This window comes from Isoalcanivorax pacificus W11-5 (genome assembly GCF_000299335.2).
Taxonomy (GTDB): domain Bacteria; phylum Pseudomonadota; class Gammaproteobacteria; order Pseudomonadales; family Alcanivoracaceae; genus Isoalcanivorax; species Isoalcanivorax pacificus.
On the sequence record NZ_CP004387.1, the window covers coordinates 2,690,037 to 2,705,520 of the forward strand.

Consider the following 15,484-nt stretch of genomic DNA (forward strand, 5'->3'; position numbering starts at 1 on the left):
TGGGCGGGCTGGCCATTCAGGTAAATTGAATTATCATGAAGCCACTGATCATCAATGGTGAATTCATGAACCTGCGTGACCTCGACTGTTTTGTGGCCGTGGCAGAAACCGGCTCGGTGGTCGCCGCCAGCCGGCGCCTGAACCGGGTGCAGTCCGGCATTTCCGTGCGCCTGCGGCAACTGGAGCAGGACCTGGGGCAGCCGCTGTTCGACCGGCGTGGGCGAGGCCTCACCCTGAACAGCGCCGGGGAACGTTTTCTCGACGCGGCGCGCGACCTGTTGCAGCGTGCCGAGCAGGCCCGCGCCCTGCTGCGCGATCCACATCCGGCCGGGCAGTTTCGCCTGGGCAGCATGGAAAGCACCATCGCCGCCCGGCTGCCGGCATTGCTGAGCCGTTTCCACGCCGACTACCCGGCGGTGCAACTGGAACTGGTCAGCCAGCCATCGTGGACCACCCTGCGCGCGGTGGAACGCGGCGAACTGGATGCCGCGTTCGTCTCCGCCGACGCGGTCAGCGACCAGCTCAGCCGGCAGCCGGTGTTTCGTGAGGAACTGGTGCTGGTGTCCGCGCGCGATCACCGCCCGGTGAAAAAGCCCGCCGATCTCGGCGACACGCCGCTGCTGGTGTTCGCGCCGGACTGCGCCTACCGCGCCCGGCTGGAACGCTGGGCACAACAGGACGGTGGCGCACCACGCCGCCGTATCGAGCTGCATTCCTATCATGTGATGCTCAGTTGTGCGGCGGCCGGCACCGGCGTCGGGCTGGTGCCGCAATCCGTGCTGGATGTGTTTGCCGACCGTGACAGGCTGGCGCTGCACAGGCTGCCGAGGGCCATCGCCCGGGATGACACTTGTCTGGTCTGGCACCCGGCGCGTTGTGGTGCGAACCTGGCGGCGTTGCAGGCGGTGATCGGGGCGCCGTTATCGTAGGGTGGGTAGAGCCAAAGGCGAAACCCACCGGGTCCATGTGGTGTACTGCTCGCACAGAACCATCGAAACTACCCACCTCCTAAGCGGGGCAGTTTCGATGGTTTTGCGGGAGTGAATAATGGGCATGGACATGGTGGGTTTCGCCTTTGGCTCTACCCACCCTACTTCAACCTTGGGTTGGTGACTTTCATTCGCCGCTTGATGCGCTCTTCCACGCTCAGTTCGCAGATCTCGTCCGCCTCGAAGATATCGCCGCCCACCGGTGTGCCATCGGCACGATGATACAGGTCCAGCAGCATCTGCCGGCGGTCATCCGCCAGCTCACGCAACAGCACGATCATGATCATGAACAGGACGATGGCAAACGGCAGCGCCACCAGCAGCGACGCCGACTGCAGTCCGCGCAGGCCACTGGCGGCAATCAGCGTGATGCAGATGGCGGAGATCAGCACACCCCAGCTCAGGCGTTTGTACAGCGGTGGGTCCAGCGATCCTTCATCGGTCATCTGCGCGACGATATAGGTCGCGGAATCCGCCGAGGTCACCAGGAAAGTAAAAATCAGGAACAGCGAAATGCTCGACAGGAACAGCGAGCCGGGCAGCGCGTCGTACATCGCGAACAGGCCACTGGCCACGTCATCCGCCACAGCAGACGCCAGTGGTGCCACCGCGTTGGTTTCCAGGAACAGCGCATAGCCCCCGAAAATGGCGATCCAGATGCAGGCAAACAGCGGCGGCACCACCATCACGCCGATCACGAATTCCTGAATGGTACGGCCACGGGAAATCCGCGCGATAAAGGTGCCCACGAACGGCGACCAGGCAATCACCCAGGCCCAATAGAACACCGTGAATTCATTCATCCAGCCGCTCTTGTCAGCCGGTGGCAGGGTCAAACTCAGCTCGATGAAATTGCCCAGGTAACCGGCCATGCCGTTGACGAAACCGTCAATGATGTACACGGTCGGCCCGGTCACCAGCAGGTACAGCATCAGCAGCAGCGCCACCCCCACGTTCAGGTTGCTGAGCCATTTGATGCCGCGATCCAGGCCGGAATAGGACGACACCGTGTAGACCGCAAACATGGCGCCCAGAATAGCCAGCTTGGTCCAGAACGTACTCGGCAGGCCAAACACACTGCTCATGCCGCTGTTGATCTGCAGCACGCCCAGGCCGATGGAGGTGGCGATGCCCATCACCGTGGCCACCACCGCCAGCACGTCCAGCGCGTTGAGAATCGGCTTCTGGTAGCGCACCTTGCGCAGCACCGGCTCGACCATGTTCGAGACCAGGCCGGGACGGTCCTTGCGGAACTGGAAAAACGCGATGATCAGCCCCACCAGCGCAAACGCCGCCCATTGATTGACGCCCCAGTGGAAAAAGCTGTAACGCATCGCCAGCTCCACCGCTTCCGGCGAAGAGGCCTCGGCCAGCGCATGCGGTGGTGTCAGATAATGCTGCATCGGCTCGGCCATGCCATAGAACACCAGACCGACGCCGAAACCGGCGGAAAGCAGCATGCTGATCCAGGAGAAAAAGGAATAATCCGGTGTGCTGTCCTGCGGCCCGAGACGGGTCTTGCCATAGCGCCCGAAGGCGAGAAACAGCAGGAAGACGATAAACACGAAAATGGCCAGCAGATAAAACCAGCCGAAGTAGTAACTCAGGCGATCCAGGATCAGCCCGGCAGTGGCGGCGAATTGCGCCGGCCATATCGCGCCGGCAATCACCAGCAGAATGATGATGCTGGCGGAAATCAGGTAAACCCGTTGTCTGGCAAGCATGACTCTCCACTCAATCGCCACCCGGTCCGCGCATTGCCGGCGTGGTGGCTTTCTCGTTGGTGAGCGGAAACCATAACCAACCCGGGCGGCGAGCGCCACCCGGCATGGCTCAGACTGCGCGCGCCAGCGTCACCGGCACACCATTGAGCGCCGCGTTACCACTGAGCACATCAATGCGCTGGTCATCGGTGAGATCGTTCACGCTGACGCCGGCGTTGGCCTGGGCGATGCGTTGCCGCACCCCGTCACGCTGGTGGCCCCAGCCGTGCGGAATGCTGACCACACCGGGCATGATGGTATCGGTGACTTCCGCCACCAGCGTCACCTGGCCCACCCGCGAGCGCACCTGTACCGGATCACCATCGCGGATACCCAGCTGCTGCGCATGCTGCGGATGCAACATCAGTGTGCAGCGCGACTTGCCCTTTACCAGGCGGTGGCTGTTATGCAGCCAGGAATTATTGCTGCGCACATGACGACGGCCGATCAGCAGAGCGGTGTCCGCATCAGGCGCCGGGCCGGAGAAGAAATGCGCGTGCAACCGCTCGATGTCCGGCAGATAGAAATCCGGGCGCAGCGGAATACGCCGTTTTCGATGATGCAGCGACGGCGTCATCGGCCCCAGGTCGATACCGTGCGGCGCGCGACGCAGTTTTTTCAGCGTCAGGCCACCGGGCTTGAAGCCGCGCCCATAGGGGCCGTAGCGCAACATCATCGCCAGCAGCGTATCCGGACCACCCCGGCGCAGAAACGCGCGCGTCAATTTGTCACGCAATGAACGCGGCGGCTGCAGCCGCTCCGCCAGGCCCATGAAAATCTGCCAGTCCTGCATCGCGCCTTCCGGTGGCGCCACCAGCGGCGGCGAATATTTTGCGGTGTTGTGCACCGCCAGCAGGTGGAACACCAGGTCATAATGCGAGCGTTCCAGCGGGCCCACCGGCGGCAGGATCAGATCGGCATGGCGGGTGGTTTCGTTGAGATAGAAATCAATAGAGACCATGAAATCCAGTTGCGTGAGCGCGCGGTCAAGCTGTTCCCCATTCGGCGTTGACAGGACCGGATTGCCCGCCACCGTCACCAGCGCGCGGATCTGGCCTTCGCCGGGCGTGAGCATTTCCTCTGCCATGGACGACACCGGAAATTCGCTGCCGAAATCCGGCAGCCCACGCACGCGCGTATGGTGCTTGCCGAGCCGGCCCGGGCCGGTGTAGCTGAGAATATCCGCTGCCGGCCGGGTAAACATCACCCCGCCCTCTTCATCCAGGCGACCGGTGACAATATTGAACAGGGTCACCAGATGCTGCGTCAGCAGACCGAACTCCTGCACCGACACCCCCATGCGGCCGTAGCAGACGGCTCTCGGTGCAGCACAGAAACGCGCCACCAGATCACGGATCACCCCGGCGCTGATGCCGGTGTGTGCCGCCACACGCTCCGGGGGCCAGTCGGCCACGGCCGCCGCGATCTCGTCCAGACCGTCGCACAGTGGCAGCGCGCGGCTGTCCTGTTTCACCCGGCCCGTGGCAAATACCTCGTGCAGCATTGCCAGCATCAGCAACGCATCAGTGCCCGGCCGAATGAAATGATGCGCACTGGCGATCTCGGCGGTTTCCGTGCGACGCGGATCAATCACCACCACCTCGCCGCCCCGGGCAAGAATGTCTTTCAGTTTCTGTTTCACGTTGGCCACGGTCATCAGGCTGCCGTTGGAGGCCACCGGATTGGCACCCAGCATCAGCATGAAATCCGTGCGGTTGATATCCGGCACCGGCAGGCGCAGCTGATGGCCGAACAGATGATGCGCCACGATATGGTGCGGCAACTGATCCACCGACGTGGCAGAAAACCGCTGCCGCGACCGCAGCGCCTGGTGCAGCGTGCGGCCGAACAGCATATTGCCGAGGCTGTGCGCATTCGGGTTGCCCAGATAGGTCGCCACCGCATCGCGGCCGTGCGCCTGCTGCACGGCACGCAGGCCGTCGGCGGCGCGGTCCAGCGCCTCGGGCCAGCCGATCTCGCGCCAGCCGTCTTCGGTGCGCAGCAGCGGCTGACGCAGCCGGTCCGGGTCTTCATGCAGGTCCTTGAGCGCCACCGCCTTGGGACAGATGTGCCCGCGACTGAACGGGTCCTGCTCATCACCGCGAATGCTTTCGATCTGCCCGTCACGGTGGGTAATGGCAATGCCGCACATGGCTTCGCACAGATTGCAGGTGCGGTAGTGGACCTCTGGCTCTGCGTGTTGCGTCATGGCGTGCTCCCGCCGCTTTATTCTGTTGTTCAGACCGGCGCCAGCCGATGCATCCATGGACTGGCCTGTTCAAGCTGCGCGGCCAGCCGGATCAGCTTGCCTTCGTCACCGTGATCGCCGATGAACTGCACGCCCAGCGGCAGGCCGTTGTCGCACCAGTGCAATGGCACCGACATCGCCGGCACGCCGGTCACATTGCCAACCTGCGTAAACGGGGTATAGCGCAGGTTTTCACGCGCCATTTTTTCCAGCATGCCGGATTTCAGCACCAGCCGGGAGGCGCCCAGACGCAGCACCAGCTTCGAAGCCGCCTGTTGCCAGGCCGGCGTCGACAGCTCGCCGATTTTCGCCGGTGGCATTGCCAGCGTGGGCGTCAGCCAGAAATCGTAGCGTTGCAGGAACGACGACAGTTGTTGCGTATAGAGCTGCCAGCGCTGGTAATTTTCCACGTACTCGCTGGCGCGTGTGCTGCGCCCGAAGGCCGCCATCACCAGCGTGTCCGGCTCGAAGCCGTCATCGTCGCAGCCGGTTTCCCGCCGCACCGCATCCACCGTGGCCGCACAGTGGGCAAACCACATCTGCAACCAGTCCGCCGTCATCTGCTCACCGTCGATGGCCGGCTCGCCCTCTTCCACATGATGACCCAGCGACGTCAGCAGCCGCGCCGCGTTTTCCACCGCCCGCACCGCTTCCGCATGCACCGGGGTACCGATCGGCGAACGGGTGCTGAAGGCAATGCGCAGCTTGCCCGGATCACGGCCCACTTCGTCCAGATAAGGCCGCTCCGGCGGCGCCAGATGAAACTGCACCCCCGGCTCATCGCCGTGGGTGGCGTCCAGCAGCGCGGCGCTGTCGCGCACCGAGCGCGTCACCGCGTGATTGATCGACATGCCGTGCATGGCTTCGGTGAACTGTGGCCCCCAGGGCGTGCGGCCCCGGCCCGGCTTGAGGCCGAACAGGCCACAGCAGGCCGCCGGAATGCGAATGGAGCCCCCGCCATCGTTGGCACCGGCAAACGGCACCACGCCGGCGGCCACCAGCGCGGCGGAACCGCCCGAGGAACCGCCGGGCGTATGGTCCGTGTTCCAGGGGTTGCGGGTGGCGCCCCAGGCCAGCGGCTCGGTGATGCCCTTGGCGCCGAATTCCGGCGTATTGGTGCGACCAAAAATAATCAGCCCGGCGTCCAGCCAGCGGCGTACCAGCTCGCTGTCCTCGGTGGCGCGGCGGCCGATCTGCTTCAGGGCGCGGTTGCCAAGATAGTGCGGCACACCGGCCATTTCCTGGAACAGGTCCTTGACCAGCATCGGCACGCCGGCAAACGGCCCGGAGAGATGCTGCCCGGCCCGTCGCCGGGCCTGTTCATACAGGGGAATGATCAGGCCATTGAGCGCCGGGTTGACCTGCTCGGCACGGGCAATCGCCAGCTCCAGCAGTTCAGTTGGGGTCACTTCCCCCCGGTCCACCAGCGCCGCCAGCGCCAGGCCATCCAGTTTGCGGTATTCCTCGAAATGCATGAGCGTTCCCTTTTGTCCTTATTCTTGTGCGTCCACAGGGTCGTGGCCTGTGGGACATCCGTGCAGCGCAGCCAGACTCACCCGATCATACCCGTGCCGCCAGGCCGTCGCAGCCCCGCCTGAAAACTGTGCCGCCCCGTCCATCGGGACTGTCCGGTCAGGCCCGTCACACAGGGCCGCCGGCTTGAGTGACATCCGGCGCTGCCGCATACTACGCCCCCTGTCGTGCTCCTGACCGGCAGGCATAGCCAGGCATCCGGAACAGGGGCCAGCCACCATGGCGGCCGGATGCCCAGCCAGACCTTTCACCGCACCGATAACGTCACCGCCCATGACCGAATACGTTCTGATCCTTGTCAGCGCCGTGCTGGTGAACAACTTCGTGCTGGTTCAGTTCCTGGGCCTGTGCCCGTTCATGGGCGTCTCCAATAAAGTGGAGACCGCCATGGGCATGTCACTGGCCACCACCTTCGTGCTGACACTGTCCTCCGTGCTCGCCTACCTGACCTGGGACTGGATCCTGGTGCCGCTGGAGCTGGAATACCTGCGCACACTGTCCTTCATCCTGGTCATTGCCGTGGCCGTGCAGCTCACCGAAATGTTCGTGCGCAAGGCCAGCCCGCTGCTGTATCGCGTGCTCGGCGTGTTCCTGCCGCTGATCACTTCCAACTGCGCCGTGCTCGGCGTGGCGCTGCTGAACGTGCGCAAGGAAGACGCCAGTTTCCTCAGCTCGCTCACCTATGGCTTTGGCGCCGCGCTGGGCTTTTCGCTGGTGCTGGTGCTGTTTGCCGCCATGCGCGAACGCATTGCCGTGGCCGATGTGCCCGAGGCGTTCCGTGGCCCGGCCATCGGCCTGATCACCGCCGGCCTGATGTCGCTGGCATTCATGGGCTTCAGCGGGCTGATCCGGCTATGACGATCCTGATCGCGGTGCTCGCGCTGCTGGCCCTGGCCGTCGTGTTCGGCGCCCTGCTCGGCTTTGCCTCGGAAAAATTCCGCGTCGAGGGCGACCCCATCGTCGACCAGATCGACGCGCTGTTGCCGCAAACCCAGTGCGGCCAGTGCGGCCACCCCGGCTGCCGGCCCTACGCCGAAGCCATCGCCGAGGGCGAGGACCACAACCGCTGCCCGCCCGGCGGCGAGCAGACCATCCAGGACCTGTCCGACCTGCTCGGCCGCGAGGTGCTGCCGCTGGACGGCGAGGCCGAAAGCGCCGACGTGAAAAAAGTCGCCTTTATCCGCGAGGCAGAATGCATCGGCTGCACCAAATGCATCCAGGCCTGCCCGGTGGATGCCATCGTCGGTGCCGCACGGCTGATGCACACCGTGATCGCTGACGAATGCACCGGCTGCGACCTGTGCGTGGAACCCTGCCCGGTGGACTGCATCGACATGATCGAAGTGCCGGCGACGCTGACCACCTGGGGCTGGTCACGCCCGCAGGGCGTGGGCAACACACCCGACCGACTGATCAATGTGGTGAATCTCCGGTGAGCCTGTTATCGCGCCTGTTGCCGCGCCGCCAGTTCGATTTCCACGGCGGCATTCATCCGCCGGAGCGCAAGGCGCTCTCCAGCGCTACGCCGATCCGTCCCGGCCCGCTGCCGGCGCAACTGATCCTGCCGCTGACCATGCATATCGGCGCGCCTGCGCGGCCGCTGGTGCAGGTCGGCGACACCGTGCTCAAGGGCCAGAAAATCGCCGAGGCCAGCGGCCCGGTCAGCGTGCCGGTGCATGCGCCATCCTCCGGTGTGATCAGCGCCATCGAGCCGCGCCCGATCCAGCATCCCTCCGGCCTGGATGCACCCTGCATTGTGCTCGACACTGACGGCGAAGACCGCTGGGTGGCCCTGCATCCACAACCGGATTTCCGCGCCATCCCGCGCCCGGAGCTGGTGGCGCTGATCCGCGAAGCCGGCATTGCCGGTCTCGGCGGCGCCGGTTTCCCCACCGCCATCAAACTGAACCTGCGCGACAACCAGCGCATCGAGCAGCTGATTCTCAACGCGGTGGAATGCGAGCCGTACATTACGGCGGATGACCGCCTGATGCGCGAGCGCGCCCCGGCACTGATCCAGGGCATCGAGATACTGCGCTATCTGGTGCAGCCGGCGGAGACGATTGTCGCCATCGAGGACAATAAACCGGACGCCATCGCAGCGATGCGCGCCGCCGCCGAAGGCACCGGCATCCGCATCATGACGGTGCCGACCAAATACCCCTCCGGCGGTGAAAAACAACTGATCCGCCTGGTCACCGGCAAGGAAGTGCGCTCCGGCGGCATTCCGGCAGAAATCGGCGTGGTGTGCCAGAACATCGGCACCGCCTACGCGGTGGAACGGGCCGTAGTCCATGGCGAACCCTTGATCCGCCGCATCACCACGCTGACCGGCGAAGCGTTCGCGCAACCCGGCAATGTGGAGACCCTGATCGGCACCCCGGTGCAGGCGTTGCTGGATTTCGGGGGTGTTGCCCAGCCGCACCAGGGCCGGCTGATCATGGGCGGGCCGATGATGGGCTTTTCCATTGATCACCCGATGTCGCCGGTGGTGAAAACCAGCAACTGCATTATCGCCGCGCCACTGACCGAGCTGCCGGAACCGGCGCCGGAACAGGCCTGCATCCGCTGCGGTGCCTGCGCGGACGTCTGCCCCGCCGAACTGCTGCCGCAACAGCTTTACTGGTACAGCAAGGCCGGCGAGTTCGACCGTGCGCGACATTACAACCTGCTCGACTGCATCGAGTGCGGCGCCTGCTCCTATGTCTGCCCGAGCAATATTCCGCTGGTGCAGTACTACCGCTACGCCAAGGGCGAACTGCGCAAACAGGCCGCCGAACACCAGAAAGCAGATCGCGCCCGCGAGCGCTTCGAAGCGCGCACTGCCCGCATCGAAAAGGAAAAGGCCGAGAAAGAGGCACGCCGGCAGGCACGGCTGGCCGCCAACCGGACGAAGCAGGCACCGGATGCCGCACCGGCCCCCTCGCAGGCGGATCTGAAAAAAGCCGTCAACGATGCCTCCGCCGCCTACAAGACCGCCGTCAAGGCGGCCAAGGAAGCGGAAGCCAGCGGTGCTGACAACGCGATGGCACTGCGTGCCGAAGCAGAGCGCCTGAAAGCCCATGCCGACACCCTCAAAGCCAGCCTGCGCGATGCGAAAGCCGCCGGGCCTGCAGCACCACCAGCACAGGACGAGGTGCTGCCGGCGCTGAAAAAAGCCGTCGCCGAAGCCTCCGCCGCCTATAAAGCCGCCGTGAAGGCGATGAAAGAGGCCGAGGCCGGCGGCAACGGTGACATCGATACCCTGCGCGCCGACACCGAGCGCCTGAAAGCCGAGGCGGACAGGCTGAAAGCCGAACTGCGAGATGCCAAGGCGGCTGCGCCTGTCGTGACCGCTGCGCCGGTGCCGGAAGACCCTGTTGCGGCGCTGAAAAAAGCCGTCGCCGAGGCCTCCTCCGCCTACAAGGCGGCCGTGAAAGCCACCAAAGAAGCCGAAGCCAGCGGTGACAGCGACGTGGATGCGCTACGCGCCGAGGCCGACCGGTTGAAAGCCGACGCCGACCGGCTCAAGGCCGAACTGCGTGACGCCAAGGCCACTGCCCCGGCCACACCACCACCGGCCCCACCGGCAGCCCCCGCGCCGGCGGCCACCGGCGATGACGAGATCGAAAAGCGCAACCAGCGCATGAAGGCGCTGAAGACCGCCTACAACATGGCCAACAAACAGTGGAAGGACGCCGCCGCCGCGTTTGAGCGCGCCGAGCGCAGTGGCGACGTGGCTGGACTGGATGCCCTGCGCAACCGCGTCGACACACTGCGCAACAAAGCCGACAAGGCCCGCGCCGCACTGGACGTGCTGGTGACGGAAGCCAAGGCCGGCATCCAGGCCCGCACCGGCACCGATCTGAAAACCCTGAAACTCAACGCCGCCCGCGCCGAAAGCACCGTGCGCGAAAAAAGCGCCGCGCTGGCCGCCGCCCGCGAAGCCGGTGACGAAGAACAGATCAGCGTGCTGCAACAGGAACTCGCCGCGCTGGAGCAGACCGCACTGGAGGCCGCCCGCACCCTGAAGCAGGCGGTCGACGACGAGGGCCTGGGCGAATGAAGCTGATCAGCGTCACCTCACCGCACACCACCGGCCCGTCACGCACCCAGCGCGTCATGGCGCAAGTGCTGCTGGCCACCCTGCCCGGCCTGGGCGTGCTGTGCTGGCTGTTCGGCTGGGGCAGCCTGATCAATGTGCTGTGGGCGTGCCTTGCGGCACTGCTGTGCGAAGCCGCCGTGCTGCGCCTGCGGGGCAAGCCGGTCGGTTTTCATCTCACTGACGGCAGCGCGCTGGTCACCGCCGTGCTGCTGGCACTGGCGATCCCGCCCACCGCGCCCTGGTGGCTGACCCTGGTCGGCGTCGGCTTTGCGATCATTTTTGCCAAGCAGTTGTACGGCGGCCTCGGCATGAATCCGTTCAACCCGGCCATGGCCGGTTACGTGCTGCTGCTGATTTCCTTTCCGGTGGACATGACGCGCTGGCTGCCGCCGTTCGAGGCACCGGATATCGCCACCTCGCTGCAGCTGTTCCTCGGCCGCGACAACGGCATTGATGCCCTCACCGGCGCCACCCCCCTGGACAGTTTCCGCACCTGGGCCGGCGACAGCACGGCGCTGGCCGCGCAGCCGATCCTGCACGGCGAATTCGCCGGCCTGGGCTGGGAATGGGTCAACCTCGCCTTTCTTGCCGGCGGCCTGTGGCTGCTCTGGCGCCGCGTCATTGCCTGGCATATTCCGGCCGCACTGCTCGGCGCCCTGGCGCTGTGTGCCTTGCCCTTCTGGCTGCATGACAGCGCGCGTTTCGCCAGCCCGCTGTTCCACCTGTTCAGCGGCGCGGCCATGTTCGGCGCGTTCTTTATTGCCACTGACCCGGTGTCCGCCGCCACCAGCCGTACCGGCCAGCTGATCTACGCCGCGCTGATCGGCGTGCTGATCTGGGTGATCCGCAGCTTCGGCGGCTACCCGGATGCGATGGCGTTTGCCGTGCTGCTGCTGAACCTGGCCGCACCGACCATCGATTACTACACCCAACCGCGCAGCTACGGCCACAGCAAACCGAAACGGGGCATCGGCGGATGAGCGAGCAACCGAACCTGATCGGCCTGGCGATTTCCCGCAACGCCCTGATCCTCGGCCTGTTCGCCGTGGCCACCGCCGCCATGCTGGCGTTCACCAACGACCGCACCCGCGATCAGGTGGCCTGCAACCGGCAGCAGGCACTGGAAGCATCGCTGCACGAAGTGCTGCCACCGTCGCTGGCCGACAACAATCTGCTGGCCGACCAGATCATCGTCACTGATGCCACGCTGGGCCGGGGTGAGCGGCATATCTACCGCGCCCGTAAAACCGGCGCGCCGAGCGGCGCCGTGCTGGAAACCGTGGCACCGGACGGCTACGGCGGCGCCATCGCCCTGCTGGTGGGCGTGACCGTGGACGGCGAGATCACCGGCGTACGCGTGGTGCCGCCACACAACGAAACCCCGGGCCTGGGCGACAAGATCGAAACACGCAAGTCCGACTGGATACGCAGCTTCGACGGCCGCTCACTGGCCAACACCGCCGCCGACGGCTGGGCGGTGCAGAAAGACGGCGGCGACTTCGACGCCTTCACCGGCGCCACCATCACCCCGCGCGCCGTGGTCGGTGCCGTCTACCGCACGCTGACTTACTACCGCACCCACCGTGCTACGCTGTTCGACGTGCCGGCGGTGGACACCGGCAGCCTGGAGCATTGCCATGAGTGATATCGATTATCGCGGCATCGTCCTGAACGGCTTGTGGAAGAACAACCCGGCCACCGTGCAACTGCTCGGCCTGTGCCCGCTGCTGGCAGTGACCGGCTCGGTGGTCAACGCCCTCGGCCTGGGCCTGGCGACCATGGCGGTGCTGATGCTGTCCAATCTGGCGGTATCGCTGATCCGTGGTTTTGTCACGCCCGCAGTGCGCCTGCCGGCGTTTGTGATGATCATCGCCGCCGTGGTCACGGTGGTGGAAATGGTGATGCAGGCCTACACCTTCGAGCTGTACGAAATCCTCGGCATTTTCATTCCGCTGATTGTCACCAACTGCGCCATCCTCGGCCGCGCCGACGCCTTCGCGGCGAAGCACCCGCCACTGCCGGCCATGCTGGACGGCATGATGATGGGCGCCGGCTTTCTGGTGGTGTTGCTGCTGCTCGGCGCGCTGCGCGAACTGGTCGGTGAAGGCACCCTGTTCGCCAACATGCACCTGCTGTTCGGCGAGGCCGCACGCGGCTGGCAGGTCACCCTGATCCACGACTATCGCGGTTTCCTGGTCGCCATCCTGCCGCCCGGCGCCTTCCTCGGCCTGGGGCTGATCATTGCCGGCAAGAACATCATCGACAAGCGGTTGAAAGACGCCGCGAAACGGCGGCAGCCTATGGATGTGGCTGCGTCGCGGCGGGTGCGGACGACGGGGAAGGTGGTTTAAAAAAAGGGGTCGGACGTCTGACGTCGGACGTCGGACGCGAAAACCTTGGTGCTGTAGTAATGGTTGCTCCCCTGCGATGAGCGCACGCTCACAAGCCTGGCCGTTCCGGTTCTAGCGTCAGACGTCCGACGTCCGACCGCCCTCAAACAACTCTTTTTCCTTCCACATTTCCTGCACGATGCCGGCGCGAAATAACGCTGCGGGCCGGTTGCCCGCCTCGTACAGGAGCTTTCCCATGGACAATCGCATCGCGCTTCCCGCCCTGGCCGTGGCCGGCCTGCTCGGCGTCGCCGGTTTGGGTTACGGGGCCTATCAGGCGGGCGTCAGCCGGGTCCAGATACAGACCGATACCGCCACCACCGAACCGCCCACGGCACCCGCAGTGGCCACTGCACCGGCCCCTGTCGTGCCCCGGCCGGTCGTGACCACACCGGCGCCACGTCCGCAGGTCGCACAGGTGACCCATGTGGAACCGATCATCACCACCTGGCAAGAACCAAGACAGGTCTGTGAAGCCGTCACGGTGCAGCGGCAGGCGCCGGTACGGGATGAACGGCGTGTCGCCGGCACCCTGCTCGGCGCGGCCATCGGTGGTGTGGTGGGACATCAGTTCGGCGGCGGCAGCGGCAAGGACGCTGCCACGGTGGCCGGCGCCATCGCCGGCGGCTATGCGGGGAACCGGGTACAGGCCAGCCGCCAGCAGGCGAATACCTACACCACCACCGAACAGCAGTGCCATACCGTGATGGAGCCGAAAAGCCGTACCGACGGATACCAGGTGACGTACCGACTGGGCAATGACACCGGCACGTTGCATATGGACGAGCGCCCCGGCGATACATTGCCGGTGCGCAATGGTGTCGTGCGCGCCTACTGACAGGGTGCTGAAAAAGCCGCTTCAAGGCTTTTCCAGGCCAGCCCTCTTACTGTGTCTTCGCGCGCGTCACGCGCATGTCCTGCGCCAGCATGTGCCGGGCCAGCGCCACCAGTTCACCCAGGTTGCCGACCACGGCATGCGGCCGGTGCGGGTGGCGCACGGTGCCGGGAAAGATCTTGTCCAGCCAGGCCTGATCCCACCCGGCGCCGTTGTAGAACAGCGCGGTCACGCCTGCCTCGCGGGCGGCGATCACGTCGGTGGTGCTGTCACCCAGGTACCAGCAATTCTCACGGCTGACCTCATGCCCCGCGTTACGCAGGTTATCCAGCGCGCGCAGCAGCATGTCCGGCGCCGGTTTCCGGCGGCCTCCGTCGCTGCCGCAGACCACCGTATCGAACAGCGGAATCCAGCGTCCCTCTTCCAGCAGTGCCAGTTCGTGTTCCATGAAGGCCCGGTTACGGTTGGTGATGACACCGAGCAGGATGCCCAGCGCACGCAATGCCCGCAGATGATCCAGCGCGTCCGCTTCCAGCGGATGCACGGCGCCGACGTAGCGGTGGTAGGCGTCATCAAACGCCTGGTGGGCGCGCAATTTGGCATCGCTGTCATCACCAAACAGCACTTCAAAGATATCAGTACGGGAAATCTTGCGCTGGCTGACGATCTTCGGGTGCAACCGGCGGTGCTCGCGCACGTAGCGGACCAGTTTGGCGTCTTCGAAAGTCTTGGAGGTCTCCGGTGTCAGCAGGCGTGACAGCAGCCCGAGCTCTTCCAGCCGTGGCAGCACATCGTCGACGGCGTGGTACATGGCGTCATGGGTATCGACCAGCGTGGCATGCCAATCAATCAGGATCACACCGGGACGACCGTGCGGCATTTGCAGAATACCCATGACAACCCTCCAGAACGGGCCTTCAGTGTCCCGCCATGGCGCGGATCTGTGAAGCACCGCACGGCCATTTTACGAGCTTTGAAACTCTTCACAGCGAAAAGGCGCGAAGCTGGCAGTCAAAGCAGTGCATCACATAAAACGGACTGAAAGAGGAACGCAGCCATGAACACCGCAGGCATCATTGCACTGACCGCCGTCGGCACGCTGGCCGTGGCCGGTATCGGCTATGGAGGTTACCAGGCCCTGCAGCAGGACGATGCCCCGGCCTTTGCCGAAGTCACCAACGTGGCACCGATCGTGCGCCAGGTGAACACACCGCGCGAAGTCTGCCGCGATGTCGCCGTGCAACGGCAGGCCGAACCGCGTGACGGCGCCCGCGCCACCGGCACCATCCTGGGCGCTGTGGTCGGCGGTGTGGTCGGCCACCAGTTCGGTGGCGGCAGCGGCAAGGACCTGGCCACCGCCGGCGGTGCGGTGGCCGGCGGCTATGCCGGCAACCAGATCCAGAAAGGCATGCAGGAACGCAACGTCGTCACCAGCACCGAACAACGCTGCGACATGGTGACCGAAACCCGCAGTGAAACCGTCGGGTACAAGGTGACCTACCTGCTCGGCGACGAGCAAGGCACTGTGGAAATGAAGGAGCAGCCCGGTGAGCGGCTGCGGGTGGAAAACGGCGAGGTGATCACGGACTGATGCCGCCCGCCGGGCGCGCACGCGATGGATCGAGTGTCCACAAGCCTTGTC

The 15,484-nt window shown here is 65.2% G+C and carries 13 protein-coding genes; 9 read left to right on the plus strand and 4 right to left on the minus strand.

Annotated elements, in window-relative coordinates; all coding sequences use genetic code 11:
- The first annotated feature begins 35 nt into the window (after positions 1–35).
- Positions 36–929, plus strand: a complete 894-nt coding sequence (locus S7S_RS11920; RefSeq protein WP_008736867.1) for a LysR family transcriptional regulator — start codon at positions 36–38, stop codon at positions 927–929.
- Positions 930–1,090: 161 nt separating this feature from the next.
- Here S7S_RS11920 and S7S_RS11925 read toward each other — a convergent pair whose 3' ends face one another.
- From S7S_RS11925 to S7S_RS11935, 3 genes are all read right to left on the minus strand, one after another.
- Positions 1,091–2,713, minus strand: a complete 1,623-nt coding sequence (locus tag S7S_RS11925) for a BCCT family transporter (RefSeq protein ID WP_008736865.1) — start codon at positions 2,711–2,713, stop codon at positions 1,091–1,093.
- A 109-nt stretch (positions 2,714–2,822) separates the two neighbouring features.
- Complete coding sequence (locus tag S7S_RS11930; protein WP_008736863.1) at positions 2,823–4,961, minus strand: molybdopterin oxidoreductase family protein; 2,139 nt, start codon at positions 4,959–4,961, stop codon at positions 2,823–2,825.
- Between the two features lie 29 nt (positions 4,962–4,990).
- Positions 4,991–6,475, minus strand: coding sequence for an amidase (locus tag S7S_RS11935; RefSeq protein WP_008736861.1), 1,485 nt, complete (start codon positions 6,473–6,475; stop codon positions 4,991–4,993).
- Positions 6,476–6,806: 331 nt separating this feature from the next.
- Between S7S_RS11935 and rsxA the strand changes: the two genes are divergently transcribed.
- The 7 genes from rsxA (at position 6,807) to S7S_RS11975 (ending at position 13,845) form a co-directional block, all read left to right on the plus strand.
- A complete protein-coding gene (rsxA, locus tag S7S_RS11945) occupies positions 6,807–7,391 on the plus strand; it encodes an electron transport complex subunit RsxA (protein ID WP_008736857.1) in 585 nt (194 codons plus the stop codon).
- The gene (rsxB, locus tag S7S_RS11950) at positions 7,388–7,969 is read left to right on the plus strand and encodes an electron transport complex subunit RsxB (protein ID WP_008736855.1); all 582 of its coding nucleotides are present in this window, start codon (positions 7,388–7,390) and stop codon (positions 7,967–7,969) included. The genes rsxA and rsxB overlap by 4 nt, the downstream gene beginning before the upstream one ends.
- On the plus strand, positions 7,966–10,578 hold the full coding sequence (gene rsxC, locus S7S_RS11955; protein WP_008736852.1) for an electron transport complex subunit RsxC: 2,613 nt from the start codon (positions 7,966–7,968) through the stop codon (positions 10,576–10,578). The genes rsxB and rsxC overlap by 4 nt, the downstream gene beginning before the upstream one ends.
- The gene (rsxD, locus tag S7S_RS11960) at positions 10,575–11,597 is read left to right on the plus strand and encodes an electron transport complex subunit RsxD (protein WP_008736850.1); all 1,023 of its coding nucleotides are present in this window, start codon (positions 10,575–10,577) and stop codon (positions 11,595–11,597) included. The genes rsxC and rsxD overlap by 4 nt, the downstream gene beginning before the upstream one ends.
- On the plus strand, positions 11,594–12,262 hold the full coding sequence (rsxG, locus tag S7S_RS11965; protein ID WP_008736848.1) for an electron transport complex subunit RsxG: 669 nt from the start codon (positions 11,594–11,596) through the stop codon (positions 12,260–12,262). The genes rsxD and rsxG overlap by 4 nt, the downstream gene beginning before the upstream one ends.
- Positions 12,255–12,968 carry an electron transport complex subunit E gene (locus tag S7S_RS11970; protein ID WP_008736845.1) on the plus strand — a complete coding sequence of 238 codons (714 nt, stop codon included), beginning with the start codon at positions 12,255–12,257 and terminating at the stop codon, positions 12,966–12,968. Before rsxG ends, S7S_RS11970 begins: the two co-directional genes overlap by 8 nt.
- 235 nt (positions 12,969–13,203) lie before the next feature.
- Complete coding sequence (locus S7S_RS11975; protein WP_008736844.1) at positions 13,204–13,845, plus strand: glycine zipper 2TM domain-containing protein; 642 nt, start codon at positions 13,204–13,206, stop codon at positions 13,843–13,845.
- A gap of 46 nt (positions 13,846–13,891) precedes the next feature.
- On the opposite strand, the gene S7S_RS11980 is transcribed toward S7S_RS11975, so the two are convergent.
- Positions 13,892–14,737 (minus strand): HAD family hydrolase, encoded by an 846-nt coding sequence (locus tag S7S_RS11980; protein ID WP_008736842.1) that lies wholly within the window; start codon positions 14,735–14,737, stop codon positions 13,892–13,894.
- Positions 14,738–14,899: 162 nt separating this feature from the next.
- Between S7S_RS11980 and S7S_RS11985 the strand changes: the two genes are divergently transcribed.
- Entirely contained in the window at positions 14,900–15,433 is a 534-nt protein-coding gene (locus tag S7S_RS11985) for a glycine zipper 2TM domain-containing protein (protein WP_008736840.1), read from the plus strand.
- Positions 15,434–15,484 lie beyond the last annotated feature (51 nt).